Annotated in this window: 14 protein-coding genes and 2 pseudogenes; 11 read left to right on the top strand and 5 right to left on the bottom strand. The window is 65.7% G+C overall.

Annotated features, from left to right (window positions below):
* The first annotated feature begins 240 nt into the window (after window positions 1-240).
* From dctP to ABFB10_RS00590, 8 genes are all read left to right on the top strand, one after another.
* Window positions 241-1,266: a TRAP transporter substrate-binding protein DctP gene (gene dctP / locus ABFB10_RS00620; RefSeq protein WP_347164900.1), complete on the top strand. Its 1,026-nt coding sequence runs from the start codon at window positions 241-243 to the stop codon at window positions 1,264-1,266.
* Between the two features lie 73 nt (window positions 1,267-1,339).
* Complete coding sequence (locus ABFB10_RS00615; protein WP_347164899.1) at window positions 1,340-1,690, top strand: TRAP transporter small permease subunit; 351 nt, start codon at window positions 1,340-1,342, stop codon at window positions 1,688-1,690.
* A 166-nt stretch (window positions 1,691-1,856) separates the two neighbouring features.
* Window positions 1,857-3,170: a TRAP transporter large permease gene (locus tag ABFB10_RS00610; protein ID WP_347164898.1), complete on the top strand. Its 1,314-nt coding sequence runs from the start codon at window positions 1,857-1,859 to the stop codon at window positions 3,168-3,170.
* On the top strand, window positions 3,167-3,301 hold the full coding sequence (locus ABFB10_RS00605) for a hypothetical protein (RefSeq protein ID WP_347164897.1): 135 nt from the start codon (window positions 3,167-3,169) through the stop codon (window positions 3,299-3,301). Before ABFB10_RS00610 ends, ABFB10_RS00605 begins: the two co-directional genes overlap by 4 nt.
* Window positions 3,302-3,316: 15 nt before the next feature.
* Window positions 3,317-4,066, top strand: a complete 750-nt coding sequence (locus ABFB10_RS23900) for a dihydroxy-acid dehydratase domain-containing protein (RefSeq protein ID WP_430522976.1) — start codon at window positions 3,317-3,319, stop codon at window positions 4,064-4,066.
* Complete coding sequence (locus ABFB10_RS23895; RefSeq protein ID WP_430522975.1) at window positions 4,048-5,049, top strand: dihydroxy-acid dehydratase domain-containing protein; 1,002 nt, start codon at window positions 4,048-4,050, stop codon at window positions 5,047-5,049. Before ABFB10_RS23900 ends, ABFB10_RS23895 begins: the two co-directional genes overlap by 19 nt.
* A 6-nt stretch (window positions 5,050-5,055) precedes the next feature.
* Entirely contained in the window at window positions 5,056-5,883 is an 828-nt protein-coding gene (locus ABFB10_RS00595) for an IclR family transcriptional regulator domain-containing protein (RefSeq protein ID WP_347164896.1), read from the top strand.
* A 25-nt stretch (window positions 5,884-5,908) separates the two neighbouring features.
* Entirely contained in the window at window positions 5,909-6,577 is a 669-nt protein-coding gene (locus ABFB10_RS00590) for an HpcH/HpaI aldolase family protein (protein WP_347164895.1), read from the top strand.
* Window positions 6,578-6,861: 284 nt separating this feature from the next.
* Here ABFB10_RS00590 and ABFB10_RS00580 read toward each other — a convergent pair whose 3' ends face one another.
* From ABFB10_RS00580 to ABFB10_RS00560, 5 genes and pseudogenes are all read right to left on the bottom strand, one after another.
* A complete protein-coding gene (locus ABFB10_RS00580; protein WP_430522974.1) occupies window positions 6,862-9,126 on the bottom strand; it encodes an acyl-CoA dehydrogenase in 2,265 nt (754 codons plus the stop codon).
* Between the two features lie 233 nt (window positions 9,127-9,359).
* A complete protein-coding gene (locus ABFB10_RS00575) occupies window positions 9,360-10,193 on the bottom strand; it encodes a metal ABC transporter permease (RefSeq protein ID WP_347164894.1) in 834 nt (277 codons plus the stop codon).
* Window positions 10,193-11,053 (bottom strand): metal ABC transporter permease, encoded by an 861-nt coding sequence (locus ABFB10_RS00570; protein ID WP_347164952.1) that lies wholly within the window; start codon window positions 11,051-11,053, stop codon window positions 10,193-10,195. The genes ABFB10_RS00575 and ABFB10_RS00570 overlap by 1 nt, the downstream gene beginning before the upstream one ends.
* 18 nt (window positions 11,054-11,071) lie before the next feature.
* Window positions 11,072-11,929, bottom strand: a pseudogene (locus ABFB10_RS00565) (manganese/iron ABC transporter ATP-binding protein); the annotation flags it as partial.
* Between the two features lie 111 nt (window positions 11,930-12,040).
* On the bottom strand, window positions 12,041-12,946 hold the full coding sequence (locus ABFB10_RS00560) for a metal ABC transporter substrate-binding protein (protein ID WP_430522973.1): 906 nt from the start codon (window positions 12,944-12,946) through the stop codon (window positions 12,041-12,043).
* A gap of 495 nt (window positions 12,947-13,441) precedes the next feature.
* Here ABFB10_RS00560 and ABFB10_RS00555 point away from each other — a divergent pair, with 495 nt between their 5' ends.
* The 3 genes and pseudogenes from ABFB10_RS00555 (at window position 13,442) to ABFB10_RS00545 (ending at window position 17,368) form a co-directional block, all read left to right on the top strand.
* A complete protein-coding gene (locus ABFB10_RS00555; RefSeq protein ID WP_347164893.1) occupies window positions 13,442-15,649 on the top strand; it encodes a TonB-dependent hemoglobin/transferrin/lactoferrin family receptor in 2,208 nt (735 codons plus the stop codon).
* A pseudogene (locus ABFB10_RS00550) lies at window positions 15,649-16,611 on the top strand (SbmA/BacA-like family transporter); the annotation flags it as partial. The gene ABFB10_RS00555 and the pseudogene ABFB10_RS00550, both read left to right, overlap by 1 nt.
* A 298-nt stretch (window positions 16,612-16,909) precedes the next feature.
* Window positions 16,910-17,368: an ATP-binding cassette domain-containing protein gene (locus ABFB10_RS00545; RefSeq protein ID WP_347164950.1), complete on the top strand. Its 459-nt coding sequence runs from the start codon at window positions 16,910-16,912 to the stop codon at window positions 17,366-17,368.
* The last annotated feature ends 690 nt before the right edge of the window (window positions 17,369-18,058 follow it).

Genomic DNA, 18,058 nt, shown 5'->3' with positions numbered 1-18,058 from the left:
CAGCCCCCGGGGCGCTGCCGTCACCCAGCCGAAGCACATCAGCAAGGCGCATGGCCCCGCAAGGGAGATGTCCGCAGGCAGCCGCCGCTGCCCGGCACCCGAAAAACCGCGGGCTGCGTCCCTCCCCCGGACCTCTGATCGACCGGATGCTGTTCGATAATCGCACAGTGGTTCGGATTATTTGACGGAGCGAGGCTTCTTCTCGATACCGATGCCAGAGGGATATCAGAGGAGACACTCATGACCTTTCGCGCACTTGCGGCAAGCGCCATCGCACTCGCCCTGGCGGCTCCGGCCACGGCCGAAACAACGCTTCGCATTCAAACGGCACAGAACGCGGGCGATTTCGTCATGTCCCGCCTGCAAGACATCTGGGTGCCGAAACTCGAAACCATGAGCGGCGGCGAGTTGATGGTCGAACTGCTGCCCATCGGCGCGGTCGTGCCGCATCGCGAAACGCCGAAGGCCGTGTCAGCGGGCATTCTCGACGGGCAGATGACCACCGCGAACTACTTCGCCGGTCAGGACGCCGCCTTCGCGCTGTTCGGCGATCTGATTGCCGCCTACGATTCCCCCGATCAGGGCCAGACCTTCTGTCGCAACGACAAGGGCCGGGATGTGCTTCAGACGCTGTACGACACCCACTTCGGCGAAAAGCTGAAGGTCATCGGCTGCGGCCCCTATGCCCGGGAAGCGCTGGTTGCGGCAAAGCCGATCCGGACCCTCGCCGATATGGAAGGCACGAAGATCCGCGCGCCCGAAGGGCTTGCCTCCGAGGTGTTCCGCGCCGTTGGCGGAACGCCGGTCAGCATGCCCTTCAGCGAGGTCTATACCGCGCTGGAAACCGGGCTTGTCGACGCTGCGGATGCCAGCGCGCTGGTCAACAACGAAGCCCTGGGCCTGCACAAGATCGCCAAGGCGCCGATCTACCCCGGCATCCACTCGCAGGCGGTGCACAGCTTTTCGATCAACGCATCCAAGTGGGAAGGCCTGAGCGAGCAGCACCGCACCATCCTCGAAGTCTGGTACAACGCGGCCTACGACGATATCCGCCGCGCCGCGGACCTGGAAGACCGCCGGACGGCGGCAGAGCTGGCCACACGCGACGGCTTTGAAATCATCGACTGGTCGGCGCAGGACCGGCAGGCCTTCCGCGCGGCGGCGCGCGCCGCATGGGAACGGGCCGCAGAGCAGTCCGACGACGCGGCAATGGTCTATGAAGCGCAGAAGGACTACCTGCGCCTGATCGGCTTGCTGAACGACTGACAGCCCTGCGTGACGGGCCGGGGCATGCAGTCTCCGGCCCCTTCCTTTGCCCACTTCCCAGAGAGGACACCGGATGCAAGCGGCCAGCCTGCTCATCTCGCGGATCAGTATTGCCATCGGTTACGCCTGCGCGCCGCTCTACCTCGTGTCGCTGCTGGTGGCGGTCCGCGAAGTCATCATGCGATACTTCTTCCATGCGCCGTCAGACTGGGCGTTCGAGGTCACCCTGACGCTTTGTGCCATAGCCTGGGCCCTGTCCGTCGGCTATGTCGGCCAGCAGAACCGCCATATCGCCATCACCTTCCTGCATGACCTCGTGCGCCCCTCGCGCAAACGGGTTCTGGATGTGGTGACCCTGCTGCTGACGGCCCTGGCCTTTGTCGCCCTCGCCTGTGCCACCTTCCCCCCGCCTACGAAGCCCTGACCCAGGTTGAACGCACCGGCAGCGCCTTCAACCCGCCGATGCCGGCGGTGCTGAAACCGATCCTTTTTCTCGCTGCCATTCTGGGGGTCGTCCAGACGCTTGCAAACCTCGTGCTGCTGCTGACCGGGCATCGCCCCCCCACCACCGAACCCGGAGACGTCTCGCTATGAGCATCGCCCTTGTCACGGCCCTGATTGTCATTGCCCTGCTGGCGCTGATGGTCCTGGGCACCCCGCTGGGCGTGGCCACGCTTTTGGTCTCGGTCGCGACCTCCCTGATCTATTTCGGCCCGCCCGGACTGTTTCTGGTGTCGAGCAACGTCTACCACGTGCTGGAAAACTATTCGCTGGTCGCCGTGCCGCTCTTTGTTTTCATGGCCGGGATACTGGAGCGGTCCGGCATCGCCGAAAGCCTGTTCGACGCCATGGCAGAGCTTGGCGGCTCTTTCCCCGGTTCACTGGGCATTCAGACCTGTGTGGTCGCCGTCTTCCTGGCCGCGATGAGCGGCATCATGGGGGGCGAGATCGTGATGCTGGGCATGATAGCCCTGCCGCAGATGTTCCGGCTGGGGTATGACCGCAAGCTGTCGATCGGCATCATCTGTGCCGCCGGTGCCCTCGCGACGCTGATCCCGCCCAGCATCGTGATGATCGTCTATGGCGTCACCGCCAATGTCTCGATTTCCGACCTTTTCCTTGGCGGCACCGGGCCGGGGCTGCTGCTGGCCTCGATCTACATGCTGTACATCTACATCCGCGCCCGCCGGAACCCCGCCGTCGCCCCGGCGCTGCCCGTGACGGAGGGTGCCAGAGGGCCGCGCAAACGGGCCGCCGTCCGGGCCCTGGTCGCACCGCTGTTCGTCATCACCAGCGTCATGGGCACGATCTATTCCGGCATCGCCTCGGTGACCGAGGCGGCGGCCATCGGGTCCTGTGCCGCGATCCTTGTCGCCTTGCTGCGCAAGCGCCTGAGCTATGCGATGATCCGCGACACCTTTCGCCAGACCGTGCTGACGGTCGGCTCGGTGGTCTGGCTGGTGCTTGGCGCGGTCAGCCTGGTGGGCATCTACAACATCATCGGCGGCAGCCGCTTCCTGCAGGGCCTGCTTGAAGGGCTGGACTGGCATCCCGTCCTGGTGATCCTGCTGATGATGGGCATCGTGTTCGTGCTGGGCACCTTCATGGAATGGATCGCGATCGTCTTCATCACCGTCCCGATCTTTGCCCCGGTTGCGGTGGGCCTTGGCTACGACCCGGTCTGGTTCGGGGTGCTCTTCGCCATGAACATCCAGATCTACTACCTGTCGCCGCCCTTCGGCCCGGCCTGCTTCTTCCTCAAGAGCGTGGCCCCGCCCGACGTGACCCTGCAGGAGATCTTCGCCTCGGTCTGGCCCTTCGTGCTGATGCAGATACTGGGCCTGCTGCTGGTGTTGTTCTTCCCGCAGATCGCCCTGTTCTTTCCAGAGGTCCTGTCGAAATGAACGCTGACGATCACAACAAGACTGAAACCGAGCTGAGCCGCCGCGCCAGCATCGCCTCGGACATTGCGGGCTATCTTCTGGCCGCCGCGCTCATCACCGTGATGTTCGCGCTGTCCGGCTCGCTGTTCTGAAGAATTGGACGCCCGATGACCAAGACACCCGAAGACCTTCGTTCTTTCCGCTGGTTCGGTGACCCCGGCCTGCGCACCTTTGGCCACCGCTCGCGCATGCGGCAGATGGGCTATGACCCCGAAGACTGGGAAGGCCGCCCGATCATCGCGATCATCAACACATGGTCCGACATCAACCCCTGCCACGCCCATTTCCGCCAGCGCGCGGAATCGGTCAAGACCGGCATCCTGCAATCCGGGGGCTTCCCGCTGGAGCTGCCGGCGATTTCGCTGGCCGAGCAATTCGTCAAGCCCTCGGCCATGCTCTATCGCAACATGCTGGCGATGGAGACCGAAGAGCTGATCCGGTCGCATCCGATCGACGGTGTTGTGCTGATGGGGGGCTGCGACAAGACCACGCCCGGCCTGCTGATGGGGGCGATCAGCATGGATGTCCCGGCGATCTACCTGCCCGCCGGGCCAATGCTGCGCGGCAACTGGCAGGGCAAGACGCTGGGCTCGGGCTCGGACAGCTGGAAGTACTGGGACGACCTGCGCGCCGGCGAGATCACCCGGCAGGATTGGGAAGGCGTCGAACGCGGCATCGCCCGCAGCTATGGCCATTGCATGACCATGGGCACCGCCTCGACCATGACGGCCATCGCCGATGCCACTGGGAACCACCCTGCCCGGGGCCTCGTCGATCCCGACCGCCGACAGCAACCACATCGCCATGAGCAAGATGACCGTACCGGCGGATTGTCGACATGGTCTGGGCCGATCTGAAACCCTCGGACATCATTCGCCCCGCCTCGGTGCAGAACGCCATTGCCGTCGCCATGGCCATGGGCTGCTCTACGAATGCGATCATCCACCTGATTGCCATCGGGCGGCGCGCCGGTGTCGACGTGACGCTGGAGGATTTCGACCGGCTCAGCCGGGTCGTGCCGGTGATCGCCAATGTCCGCCCCAGCGGCTCCGACTATCTGATGGAGGATTTCTTTTACGCGGGCGGGCTTCCGGCGCTGATGACGCGGCTGACCGATCACCTGGACCTGTCGATGATTTCCGTCACCGGCAAACCGCTGGGCGAGGATATCGCCAATGCGCAGGTCTACAATGACGACGTGATCCGCCCGGTCGACAACCCGATCTATGCCGAAGGCGCGCTGGCCGTTCTCAAAGGCAACCTTGCGCCCGAGGGCTGTGTCATCAAACCCTCTGCCTGTAGCGCGAAGTTCCAGAACCACAGCGGCCCGGCACTGGTGTTCGACGATTACGCCGATCTCAAGGAGCAGATCGACTCTGACGATCTGGAGGTCACCGAGGACAGCGTTCTGGTGCTGCGCAACGCGGGCCCCGTTGGCGGGCCGGGCATGCCGGAATGGGGCATGCTGCCGATCCCCGGAAAGCTGGTCAGGGCCGGTGTGCGCGACATGCTGCGCCTGTCGGATGCCCGCATGAGCGGCACCAGCTACGGTGCCTGCGTGCTTCATGTCTCGCCCGAGGCGCATGTCGGCGGGCCGCTGGCGCTGTTGAAAACCGGTGATATGATCACGGTCGATATTCCGGGGCGGCGCATCCACATGGAGGTCTCGGACGAAGAACTGGCCCGGCGCCGCGCCCTCTGGACCCCGCCCGAAGATCCCTACCAGCGAGGCTTTGGCAAGATGTACATGTCCCACGTCAGTCAGGCGCATGACGGCTGCGACTTCGATTTCCTGCAGACCGCCGCCGGGGCGCCGGTGCCAGAGCCCAAGATCTTCTGATCGGCGATGACAGGCACCGCACGCCCCTCTGCCCTGCCCGAAGAGATCATGCAGGACAATCCCAAGGATTACTCCCTGACCCTGGCCAAGGGCATGGCGATCCTTGAAATGTTCGGACCCGGGGTGCAGAGCGTCAGCCTTCAGAGCGCGGCGACGCATGTCGGAACCAGCCGGGCCAGCGCGCGCCGGCTGATCCTGACCCTCGTGGCCATGGGCTATCTCGACCGAAGCGGCAGCGGCACCTATGTGCTGACCGCCAAGAGCCTCGGGATTTCACGCGCCTTCCTGGCGGGCAATTCGATCCTGTCGATCCTGGCGGAGAAGGTGCGCGAACTGGCCGCAGAGCTCGATTGCCCCTGTTCCATCGTCTCGCTCAGCGGGTCCGAGGTGATGTTCCTGTGCCGCGACCCCTCGCGCCGGGTCTATGCCTCGCAACTGGCGCTGGGGGACCGGCTGCCGGCCCATGCCTCTACCGGGGGCAAGCTGCTGCTGGCGATGAAGCCCGACGACGAGATACGGAAGTGGTTCGCGCGCTACAGCCCGCAGAAACTGGCCGCAAGAACCATCACGGAGCCAACCGCCATGCTGGCCGAAGCCGCGCGCATCCGCGCACAGGGCTACGCCAGTTCCGATTGCGAGCTGGAAGAGGGCCTCGTCTCTCTCGGCCTGCCGGTGCGCGATCATCTGGGCACACCCCGCCTGTCGCTGGTCGTGTCGCAATTCGCCAACCACAAGACCAGCACCGCCCTGGTCGCGCAATACCTCGATGCGACCCGGGCCGCCGCCGAGCAGATCTCGGTCACCTATGCCGACTACCTGCGCCACAACGCCTGACCCCCTTACCTGACAGGGCCCCGCAATGACCTTTCATGACCGTCTGAAACAGGGCAGCCCGCTGCTTGCCACTTTTGTCAAAACCCCGCACCCCATGGTGATCGAGGTGCTGGGCGGCACCGCGCTGGACGCGCTTATCCTCGATTGCGAACATTCGCCGTTTGGCTGGGCCGACATCGACCGCGCGGTGCTGGCCGCGCGCGCGGTCGGCAAACCGATCCTCGCCCGGCTGCCGGACGATCAGCCCACCGGGCTGCTGAAACTTCTGGATATGGGGGCCGATGGCGTCGTGGTTCCGCATGTCTCGACCGCGCGACAGGCCCGCGACATCGTCCGGGCCGCCCATTACGGCGACGGCGGACGCGGCTTTGCCACCACGACCCGGGCGGGAGGTTACGGTCGCCTCGGCATGAAAGAGCATCTCGACGCCAGCGCCGCCCCCACGATCCTTGTCCAGATCGAAGATCCCGCCGCCGTCGACAATATCGACGACATCGTTGCCGTGCCGGGGATCAGCGGTGTCTTTATCGGCCCTGCCGACCTCGCCATCGCCTATGGCGTCAACGATCTGTCCGCGCCGCGCGTCATCGACGCGATGACCGGGGTGATCGCCTCAGCCCGGAAAGCCGCCCTGCCCGTCGCCTGTTTCGCCGGCAGTTCAGGCGCGGTGAAGGCCCTCTATGACCGGGGGTGACCCTGGTCGCGCTGGCCAGCGAACACACTGCGATCCAGAGCTTCTTCTCTGACGAGGCCCTGGCCTCGCTGCGCGCCCGGGCGTCCGATCCCACGGATTGATGCCGCGCGCCGTTCTTCGGAATGGAAGAAGCCCCAAGGGACTTGCACGCGTCACCGCAGCACAGGCGACAGCGGGCACAAGCGTCGCCCTGATTGGCGCCGCGCTTTCGGGAAGCTCCGTCCCGGTTGCCGCTGCCAAGACCGACCACCCCCCGTTGCAGCCGGGGGGCTTGGGTGAAGGGTTCACCCGGTCATCCCACAGATCGCCGGTTTGTCCGCCGCGCCCGAGCCTTGTCGCGGTTCGGGAACAGCAGGGACAGCGCCTCGGGGGTGAAATCGTCGACCGCCACGACCTCGTCCACCAGCGCCTGCATGACCTCGATCCCCGCCAGTTCGGCCTCGCTGAGGAGGCCCGCCTTCAGCGCCTCCTGCGGCGTCTTGCGCGCATCGCGCAGCCGCTTCATCACCGGGGCCATCTCGACAACCTTGGCATAGCATTCGTTGAGCAGCTGAACGCCGTCGCGGTTGCAGCCTTCGAACACCCTGCCGGTGATCCGGTCGCGGGCCTCTGAAGGCTCGTAGATCAGCGCGCTCGCGGCCTCTGTCAGCCGGTCGTCGGCGCCCCGGCGCGGCGATCCCGGCCAGGTGAAGACCCGCAGCACCCAGTGCGGCCCAGCGGGCGGGCAGATTGGCGATCACCTCGTCCAGCGCGCTCTGTATGCGCTTGAACCCTTCGGCGGCGGCATAGCGCAACACGGGCAGGTCGGCCTCTTGGCGGCCTTCGTCCTCCCAGCGTTTCAGCGCGGCGGAGAGGATGTACATTTCAGACAGGATGTCGCCCATCCGGCCCGAGATCATTTCCTTGCGCTTCAGCGCGCCGCCCAGCGTCAGGAAGGCGACATCCGCCGTCAGCGCATAGGCCGCCGACCAGCGCGACAGTTGGCGGTAGATCGGCGCGGCGGCCCCTGCCTCCGGGGCGGGGGCAAAGCGCCCGCCGGTCAGCGCGCGGCCCCATGCGCGGAACAGCGTCCGGGTGGTGTGGCCCACATGCGCCCAGAAGCTCTTGTCGAAGGCCGCCAGCGACTTTTCCGGATCGGGCTCCTGCAGGGCCATCATGTTGTCGAGCATGTGCGGATGTGCCCGGATCGCGCCCTGCCCGAAGATGATCAGAGAGCGTGTGACGATGTTCGCCCCCTCCACCGTGATGCCGATCGGGACCGCACGGTAGAGCGGCAGCAGGTAGTTCGACGGCCCGTCGATCACCGCCTTGCCGGAATGCACATCCATCGCGTGGTTCAGCGCCTCGCGCATCCGGTAAGTGGCGTGCAGCTTCATGATCGCCGAGATCACCGAAAGCGCGCGGCCCTCGTCCAGCCCGGCGCAGGTAAGGCGGCGCGCCGCATCCATGGCGTAGACATCGGCGGCCAGCTGCGCCATCGGTTCCTGTATGCCGCCGAACTCGCCGATCGGCAGATTGAACTGCTGACGGATGCGGGCATAGGCGCCGGTGGTATGGGCCGAAAGCGCGATGGCGGCACAGCCCATCGAAGGCAGCGAGATGCCGCGCCCGGCGGCCAGCGCCGACATCAGCATCATCCAGCCGCGCCCGGCATAGTCCGGCCCGCCGATGATGTGATCGAGCGGGATGAAGACATCCTTGCCGGTGGTCGGCCCGTTCATGAACATCGTCGAGGACGGCAGGTGCCGCCGACCGGTCTCGACCCCTTCCAGATCGGTGGGGACAAGGGCGCAGGTGATGCCGATATCCTCGGTTTTGCCCAGCAGCCCGTCGGGGTCGCGCAGCTTGAAGGCAAGGCCCAGAACGGTGCAGACCGGCGCAAGCGTGATGTAGCGCTTGGCCCAGTTGAGCCGGATGCCCAGCACCTCTTCGCCCTGCCATTCGCCCTTGCAGATCACCCCCTCGTCCACCATCGCCGAGGCGTCGGATCCGGCTTCGGCGCTGGTCAGCCCGAAGGCGGGAAGGTCTCGCCCGTCGGCGAGGCGCGGCAGCCAGTACTCCTTTTGGGCCTCTGTGCCGAACCGGTGGATCAACTCGCCGGGGCCAAGCGAATTCGGCACCATGACGGTGACCGCCGCGGCGACCGAGCGGGTAGAGATGAAGCGGATGATCTCGGAATGCGCGAAGGCCGAGAACCCAAGCCCGCCGTGGGACTTGGGGATGATCATGCCGAAGAAGCCCTGCGTGCGCAGGAAGGTCCAGACCGCGTCCGGCAGGTCGGCGTCATCATGGTTGATCCGCCAGTCGTCGATCATCCGGCAGAGCGCGCGACAGGGCCCGTCGAGGAAGGCCTGCTCTTCTGCCGTGAGTTTCGGCGCCTTCACGTCCAGAAGCTTCGACCAGTCCGGATTGCCCGAGAACAGCTCGGCCTCCCACCAGACCTCTCCGGCGTTGAGCGCCTCGCTTTCGGTCTGGGACAGGGCCGGAAGAACCCCCTTCGCCCAGGCGTGAATCGGCTTTGTCAAAAGCTTCGAACGCAGTCCCGTCATGCAAGCACCTCCCCGGGTCAAACGTCAGCCAAGCGGATGCGGTTCCGGACCGGGGGGCGGCGGGCCGCCCTGACCGACCCGGCAACGCGGGGGCCACACCGGCGGCGGTCAGGCGATCCCGCCACCGGGAAGAAGATCAGCATCAGGAAGACAATGTTGATGAGCGCAATGACTGGCCCGGACTTCGGTCTGCGGGCAATCGTGGTCCGCCGGGCTCCCTGCCGGCGGGCCGTTCATAGGGTGGCGGACGCGCGTCGCGCCTGAACCGACCGGCGCACAAAGGCCGCGATGAACAGCACGGTCAGGATCAGCATGATGGTCGGCGCGGGCGCGCTGTCGATATGGAAGCTGAGATAGACGCCCCCCAGCATGGAGAGCATGCAGACCACGACCGCGACCGGCAGCATGCATTTCAGGCTGCGCGCCGTCAGGAAGGCAATCGCCCCCGGTGCGATCAGCAGCCCGACGGCAAGGATCAGCCCGGTCGCCGACAGTGTCGCCACGATGGTCAGCGACAGGATCGCCAGCAGCCCGTAATGCAGCAGCCTGACCGGCAGGCCGGAGACCTTGGCCTGTGCCGGATCGAAGGCGTGCAGCATGAAGTCCTTCCACTTCACCACCAGGACCAGGGCAACGACCACCGAGATGATGCCCGCCGTCCACAGGTCCTGCGTCCCGACCCCCAACATGTTGCCGAACAGGATATGGTCGAGGTGCACGTTGGTCTGCAGCCCGACATACATCACGATCCCCAGCCCGAACATGCCCGAGAATACCACACCCATGACCGTATCCTGCTTCACCCGGCTGTTCTCGGCCAGGTAGCCGGTCGCCGCCGCCGTCAGCATCCCCGCGGCAAAGGCACCAAGGATCAGCGGCAGCCCGAGGATGTAGGCCAGCACGATGCCCGGCAGAACCGCGTGGCTGACCGCATCCCCCATCAGCGCCCAGCCCTTGAGAACGAGGAAGCAGGACAGCAGCGCGGTCGGCACCGAGACGATGATCGCGATCCAGAACGCGTTTTGCATGAAGCCGAATTGAAACGGCAGAAGAAGGGCCTCCAGCATCACGCCGCCTCCTCTTTCAGGGCGGCCCGCGCCTTGGCCCCGGCCGCCAGAACCCCGTGTTTCGGCGCGAAGACGAATGTGGCAAGGAAAATCGCCGTCTGCAGGACCACGATCACGCCTCCGGTGGCCCCGTCCAGGAAATAGCTGATGTAGGCGCCCAAAAAGCTGGTGACCGCGCCGATCGCCACGGAGGTCAGGATCAGCCGCGGGAAGCGATCGCAGAGCAGGTAGGCGGTCGCGCCCGGCGTCACCACCATGGCAATCACCAGAAACGCACCCACGGTCTGCATCGCCGCCACCACAGAGGCCGAGAGCAGCACGAAGAACACCGCCTTGAGCAGCCCGGGCCGCAGCCCGATCGAGCGTGCGTGGCTTTCGTCGAAGAAGGTGACCATGAGGTCCTTCCACTTCAGCAGCAGGACCGCCAGCGACACAAAGCCGATGATGGCCAGCTGCACTGTATCCTCGGGGGTGATGGCAAGAATGTTGCCCATGGTGATCGTCTGGATCGAGACCGACATCGGGTTGACCGAGGCCATGAACAGCCCCAACCCGAAGAACGAGGTGAAGATGATGCCGATGATCACATCCACCTTCAGCCCGGACCGATCCGACAGGAACAGCATGGCCCCCGCCGCCAGCCCGCCGGAGATGAAGGCGCCCAATGCAAAGGGCAGGCCGAGGATATAGGCGCCCGCGACACCGGGCACCACCGAGTGCGAAAGCGCGTCACCGATCAGCGACCAGCCCTTGAGCATCAGGTAGGACGAGAGGAAGGCGCAGACGCCGCCCACAAGGGCGGACACCCACATGGCATTGGTCATGTAGCCGTAGGTGAAGGGTTCCAGCAAGGCGGTCATCCCTCCCCCCGCCTTGTGGACGCGGTCGCCGTAATGCACCAGCGGGCGCTCGTCGTCGGTGTAGATCGACAGGCGGCGGTCGTCGTCGTCGTCGTGCAGATCGGCCCCGCCAAGGGTGAAATGCCGCAGGACGCCCCCGAAGGCCGCTTCGAGGTTTTGCCGCGTGAAGGTCGTCTCGGTCGGCCCGTAGGCAAGCACGGTACCCTTGACCAGCACGGTGCGGTCGCAGAATTCCGGCACGGACCCAAGGTTGTGGGTCGAGACCAGCATCACCCGCCCCTCTTCCTTGAGCGCCCGAAGCAGCGCGATGATCTGCTCTTCCGTCTTTACGTCGACGCCTGTGAAGGGCTCATCCAGCAGGATGACCTGCCCGTCCTGCGCCAGCGCACGCGCGAGGAAGACGCGCTTTTTCTGCCCACCGGACAGCTCACCGATCTGGCGGTGGCGGAAATCCAGCATGTTGACGCGGCCAAGCGCCGCCTCGACCGCCGCGTGATCGTCCTTCGACGGGCGGCGCAGGAAACCCATGTGCCCGTAGCGGCCCATCATCACCACGTCTTCCACCAGCACCGGGAAGGACCAGTCGACCTCTTCGGACTGCGGAACGTAGGAGACGAGGTTGCGCTTCAAGGCCTCCTTTACCGACAGGCCCAGAAGCTGGATGTCGCCCATGGCCACCGGGACAAAGCCCATGATCGCCTTGAACAGCGTCGACTTGCCCGCCCCGTTCACACCTACCAGCGCCGTGACCGTCCCCCGCGGAATCTCGAAGCTGGCGTTGCGCAGGGCGGTGTGACCGTTGCGATAGGTGACCGTGACGTCCCGCGCGGCAATGCCGCCACCCGCCTTCTTCGCCGTCTCCGCAGATTTTTCCATGTTGGTACTATCTTTCACTGCTGTCTCTCTACCGGAAGGGGCGGCGCCCGGAACGGGAAATCCCTCCGAATGCAGAGCCATCCGGAGGGGATCCCGTAAGTCAAGAAAAGCTCAGTTCATGCCGGTGGCAAGCCCGTCCGCCACCGTCTGCGACGTCACCGTCAGCAAATCGAGGTAGCTTGGCACCGGGCCGTCGGGCTCGGACAGGCTGTCGACGTAAAGCACGCCGCCGTAATGCGCGCCGGTCTCGCGCGCGACCTGTTCGGCCGGGGCCGTGTTGACCGTGCTTTCGCAGAAGACCACGGGGATGTCGTTGTCCTTCACCCCGTCGATGACGGAGCGCACCTGTTGGGGCGTGCCCATCTGGTCCGCGTTCATCGGCCAGAGGTACAGCTCCTTCATCCCGAAATCACGGGCAAGATAGCTGAAGGCCCCTTCGCAGGTGACAAGCCAGCGTTGCGCCTCGGGGATCTGCGCGACCTGCGCGCGCAGCGGTTCGAGCGTGGCGCGCAGCTCATCCTTGTAGGTCTCGGCATTGGCCTTGTAGGTCTCGGCGTTCTCGGGGTCCTGCGCGGCCAGGGCTTCTGCAATGTTGTCGATATAGACGATCGCGTTGTCGAGCCCCATCCAGGCATGGGGGTTGGGCTTGCCCTCATAGGCACCGGAGGCAATCGGGATCGGTTCGATCCCGTCGGTCAGCGTCACCGAAGGAATGTCGCCCAGGTTCGCCAGGAACTGCTCGAACCAGAGCTCGAGGTTCATGCCGTTCCACAGGATCAGGTCGGCACCATGCGCGCGCACGATATCCTGCGGGGTCGGCTCGTAGCCATGGATCTCGGCGCCCGGTTTGGTGATGGACACGACCTCGGCCGCATCGCCGGCGACGTGGCTCGCCATATCCGCCAGAACCGTGAAGGTGGTGACGACCTTCATTTTGCCGTCCTGCGCCATCGCACCACCGGCGGTCAGAGCGGTCAGTGCCACCGCGCCCATCAGGCCTGTCATCGTCGTCGTCATGGAAGTTCCTCTGAATATGTCGGCTCAACTCTCGATCCGCCCCGAAGTTGCGAGCGAGTCGCAATATGGCTACCACGGCCACACTAATTTGCAACTGCAAATCACTCGCAAGAAGAACGGGACAGGAGAGCATGCGCAAATTTTGATCAACGGCGGGTCACGCGCAGAAGCAAGGTCTGGACGAAGCTGGCCCCGAAGATCGCCCGCGGAGGGCGGTCACAGCCAGAGAAGCTCCGGCAGGTGCCGGGACACGCCCTCCTGACGGTTCCGGGCGCGCCATCACGCAGCCCGCCTTTGCGCCGCCGCTGATGGCCGGGCAAAGCGCATCGACATTCTTGACACTTTTTATCAGAATTGTTAGCGCCCTTGATCGAACGACCGCACAAGCGGTCCCTTTCCCGCCAGCACCCGCCTATCGCCGAGCCAGCGTCCCGATCCGAACCGAAGGAGAAGACCTTGGCACAGATACCATGTGCGCGGGCCCGTCGTGGTGCCTTGACCGTTTCGACAATGGCGCTTGTTGCCGCCTCATCCGCGCAGGCTCAGGGCTATGACCTGGGTACGCTGATCCTCACGACCGACAGAGCCGGGAATACCGTCCTGCAGTTTCCCGGCACGGTCGATGTGGTCGACGCCGAACGCCTGAAAAGCCGCAACATCTCGGACATCGAGGAACTGGTGCGGCGCATTCCCGGCGTGACGGTCAGCCGTCAGACGACGTCAGCCGATCCCTTCAGCACCTTCGGCGGATTTACCATCCGCGGCGTCGGCGGCAACCGCGTGGCCATTCAGGTCGACGGCTCGCGCACGCCCGAGCGCATCATCGACGGCACCCGGGACTACGTCGATCTCAACTTCACCAAGAGCGTCGAAATCGTCCGCGGACCGGCCTCGGTCCTGTGGGGCGCCGATGCCCTGGGCGGGCTCGTCGCCTTCGAGACGCTGGACCCCGAGGACCTGCTGGAGGGGCGCGACAGGGGCGGCGCGGTTTCGGTCGGCCATGACAGCTTCGACACAACCACCAGCGGCAGCTTCAGCATCGCCCAGCGGTTTTCCGATCAGTTTTCGGTGATGGCGGGGCTTGCCCGCGAAAGCGGCCACGAAGCGCAGCTGTCCAAGGCCCGCGACGATGGCGGCATCTACGGGTGCCCGCGCAACCTGGATTTCGGCGCCACGCCCTGTGGCGAACTCGATCCCGCGGACCACACCTCCACCCGCGCGCTGGCCAAGATGGTCTGGACGCCCAACGCCGCGCACCGGCTGGAATTCAGCATCGACGCGCTGGACCGCCAGACCTCGGTGCAGCAGGACTATGTCCTCGGGCCGGTCTTTTCCTCGTCCAGCGGCACCCCCACCGGTGAGGTCATCCGCGACAAGGACCGTCATCTGGACCTGACCCGCAACCGCTACGCGCTGGAACACACCTGGTCTTCGAGCGGCGTGATCACCGAAGTCGTCAGCACGCTTGCCTGGTCGGACCACGACTATCTGCGCACCGGCACAGAGCTGTCGACCTCCGCCGCCGGAGAGGAGATCCGCAAGAAAGACCGTCTGGCGTTCTCGGAGGACTTCCTTGAACTCGACATCCGTGCCGTGGCCGAATTCGTCACCGGCGGCGCCTCGCACCGGATGGTCTTCGGCCTTGATGCCGACCGTGCCGAAACCGACTACCGGCGGGTGGACCGCACCACCAACCTGACCACCGGCGTCACCACCGAGGCGCGGGCCGGCGGCTTCAACTTTGCCAATGCCACCACGACACGGGCCGACCTTTACGTCGAGGACCGCATCGGCCTGCTGGGCGACCGGCTGGAGATCACGCCGGGCCTGCGCTTTGCGACCTACAGGATCGAGCCGCGCGTCGACGGCGACTATCAGCCGGTTCCGGGCAAGGAGCCGGGTGTGCGCGAGGAACAGCGCCTGCTGAAAAGCCTGGCCCTGACCTATCACCTCAACGACAGCTGGTCGGTCTGGGGCAAGTACGGCGAAGGCTTCAAGATGCCGACCGCGCAGCAGCTGTACACCTCGAGGCCGGGCACCTTCTTCACCCTGATCCCGGCCCCCGACCTGAAGCCCGAAGAGGTCAAGAGCTACGAGCTGGGCCTGCGCTACGAGGACGATCGCGGCTTTGCCGGCATCAGCGCCTTCAAGGCGGATTATTCCGAGTTCATCCAAAGCTTCTACAACCCGCCGGGCACGAACGACTACACCTATCGCAACATCTCGGTCGTGAACGTGCAGGGCATCGAGGCCTCTTTCGGCCGAAGCATCGGTGAAAACACCCAGATCGAGGTCTCGGCGGCATGGCAGGAAGGCACGCAAAAGATCGACCCGTCCGCAAAGGAAACCCCGCACACGCTGCCGCCCTTCACCGCGACCTTCGGTCTGGCGCATCAGTTCGACAACCCGCGCCTCCGGCTTGAAGGCGTGCTGACGGCGGCTGCCGACGTGAAAGACACCGCCAGCGACACCGACTTCAAGCCCAAGGGCTATTCGGTGCTGGACCTGCATGCAAAATGGGAAATCATCGACAACGGCTTCCTGAACCTCAGCGTGAACAACGTCTTCGACCGGCGCTACTTCACCGCGGGCGCGGCAAGCTATGGCCAGACCGCCAGCGCCTCTGTCGCCCGCGCCAACCCGATCGAATTGCAGACCGGGCCGGGCCGGACCTTCGCGGTCAGCTTCGACATGACGTTCTGATGCAGCGCGTCTTCGGACGGATCTGGCGGCTGACGGCGCGCGCGGTCTCTGGACCGCGCGCCTGGGTCGGGTTGCTGGTCTTCGGCATCGTGTTCGCCCTGCTGTTCGTCGATCTGTGGGTCGACGTGCAGATGATCTCGTGGACCCGGCGCTTCTACGATGCGCTGGAAAACATGGACTTGCCCGGCGCCCTGCGCGAGCTGGCGGTTTTTGCCGGGCTCATCGGGGCCTCCGCCGGGATCTTCCTTGTCAGCGACTACCTGAAGAAATGGCTGCGCCTGCGCTGGCGCGCGCGGCTGACCGATCAGGCGCTGGACGGCTGGACCGCCGACCATGCCTTCTGGCACCTGCGCCCGGGACTGTCGGCGCAGTCGCTCGACAATCCCGACCAGCGCATCGCCGAGGATTGCGACCGCTATGTCGATCTGGCTCTGGACTTCGTGCTTGAACTTGTCGGGCGGGTCGTCGGGCTGATCACCTATGTCGTCGTGCTGTGGGGGCTGACGGATTTCGTGCTGCGCCTCACCCTCTTCGGGCTTGGTGTCGAAGTGCCGCGCTACATGGTCTGGCTGGCACCGATCTACGTGCTGCTCGGCTCGATCATCACGCATGTCATGGGTCGCGCGCTCAAGGGGCTTTACTTCAACCAAGAGCGGCGCGAGGCCGATTTCCGGCACAGCCTTGTGCAGCTGCGCGACAATGCGTCCGAGATCGCGCAGGCGGGGGGCGTCGCCGCCGAGCGGCGCCATCTGGACGCGCGCTTTGCCGACATCCGCCAGAACTGGCATAGGCTGATCCGGCGCGAGGCGATCCTCGGCCTGTTCACCCGGCCCTACTTCCAGTCCGTGCTGCGGGTGCCGCTGTTCTTTGCCCTGCCCGCCTATTTTGCCGGCTCGGTCAGCTTTGGCGGGCTGATGCAGCTGTCCGCCGCCTTCAGCCGCGTGACCACCACGCTCAGCTGGTTCATCTTCAGCTACAAGGAACTGGCAGAATTCGTCGCGGTGTCGGAACGTCTCGACGACCTCTTCCGCATCACCCGCGACCCCGCGCCGGTGCCGACCGCTCCGGTGTCGATCACCTCGGCCACCAGCCGCGACGGAACCCTGTCCACAGGCGGCCTGCGACTGGCCACCCCGGAAGGCCGCTGGCTGACCCCGGTGCCGGACATGGCGATCCTGCCAGGAGACCGGATCTGGCTTCAGGGGGCCTCGGGCGAGGGCAAGTCGTCGCTGGTTGCCGCCCTGAGCGGGCTCTGGCGCTATGGCGAAGGGCACATCGACCGGCCCGCGGCACCGCTTTTCGTCCTGCCGCAGCGCCCGCATGTGGCCTCGTACCGATCTTGCCGCCGCCGCCTGCTATCCCCTGGACCCCGCCGATATCGGCCCCGGGCCTCTGGCCGAGGTGCTGGCCCATGTCGGCCTTGGTCACCGGCTGCAGGCGCTGGCGCGCGGCGAGACCGGCACCGAGGGCCTGTCGATGGGCGAGCGCCAGCGGCTGGCGCTGGCCCGCGTCTTCCTGCACCGCCCGCGCTGGCTTGTGCTGGACGAGGCGACCGCATCGCTGGACAGCACCGCCGAGGCGCATCTGCTGTCGCTCCTGCGCCGCGACCTTCCCGAGACCACGATCCTGTGCGTCTCGCATCGAAAGCCCGTGGCGCTGGACATCACCGGCGTCTGGACCCCGGGCACAGACATCCCGCAAAGAAGGAAAAGCGCATGACGGATGCAGAAACGAACCCGGAACCGGAAATCCTCGCGGGGCGCTGGATCCTCGACGGGGCCACCCCCGGCGCGGTTCTGACGCGCCTGCCCCGCTGCGGCCGGGTGATGGTGGTCCTGTCGGGCGGGGGCGCCACGCACGAGCGGATCGGCCCGGTCGACAGCGTGCTGGTCGACGACCTGATCGTGACGATCCGCGGCACGGTCCACAATGCCATCGTCGAAACCGACCGGGTGCTGCGGATCGCGCTCGACACGACCTCGGTCATGAGGGGCAAGACCTACCCGGCGCTGAGCCTGCTGGACGAGGCCGGAGAGGTGCTGGTGAACATCGTCGGCATGGAGGATGCGGGCGCCTTCCTCGGCGGGTTTCGACGGGTTCACCCGCACCCCGGTTGCGCCGCGCGAAAAGGCCGATCAGGGCGATACACCGGCAGAGGTCGCGGACGATCCCGGCATGGCCCTGCTCTGTGCGCTGGCCGAGCGCGCCGTGCCGGTCACCATCAGCCTTGCCCTTCAGGGGCGGTCGCAGTCCTGGTCCGGCACGATCGGGGCGGTCAAGCCCGCGATGGGCTTTGCCAATGTGATGACCCCGGATTTTCACCTTCACCTGAAGGCAGGCGCCGTTGCGACTTGGGTCGAGGCCGGGGGGCGCCACTATGCCTATGATGCCGGGGGGCAGGACATCGGT

Source organism: Ponticoccus litoralis, from assembly GCF_039769985.1.
GTDB classification, from domain to species: domain Bacteria; phylum Pseudomonadota; class Alphaproteobacteria; order Rhodobacterales; family Rhodobacteraceae; genus Ponticoccus; species Ponticoccus litoralis.
Note: the sequence above shows the minus strand (reverse complement) of the source record. Positions and strands in the feature narration are given on the sequence as shown.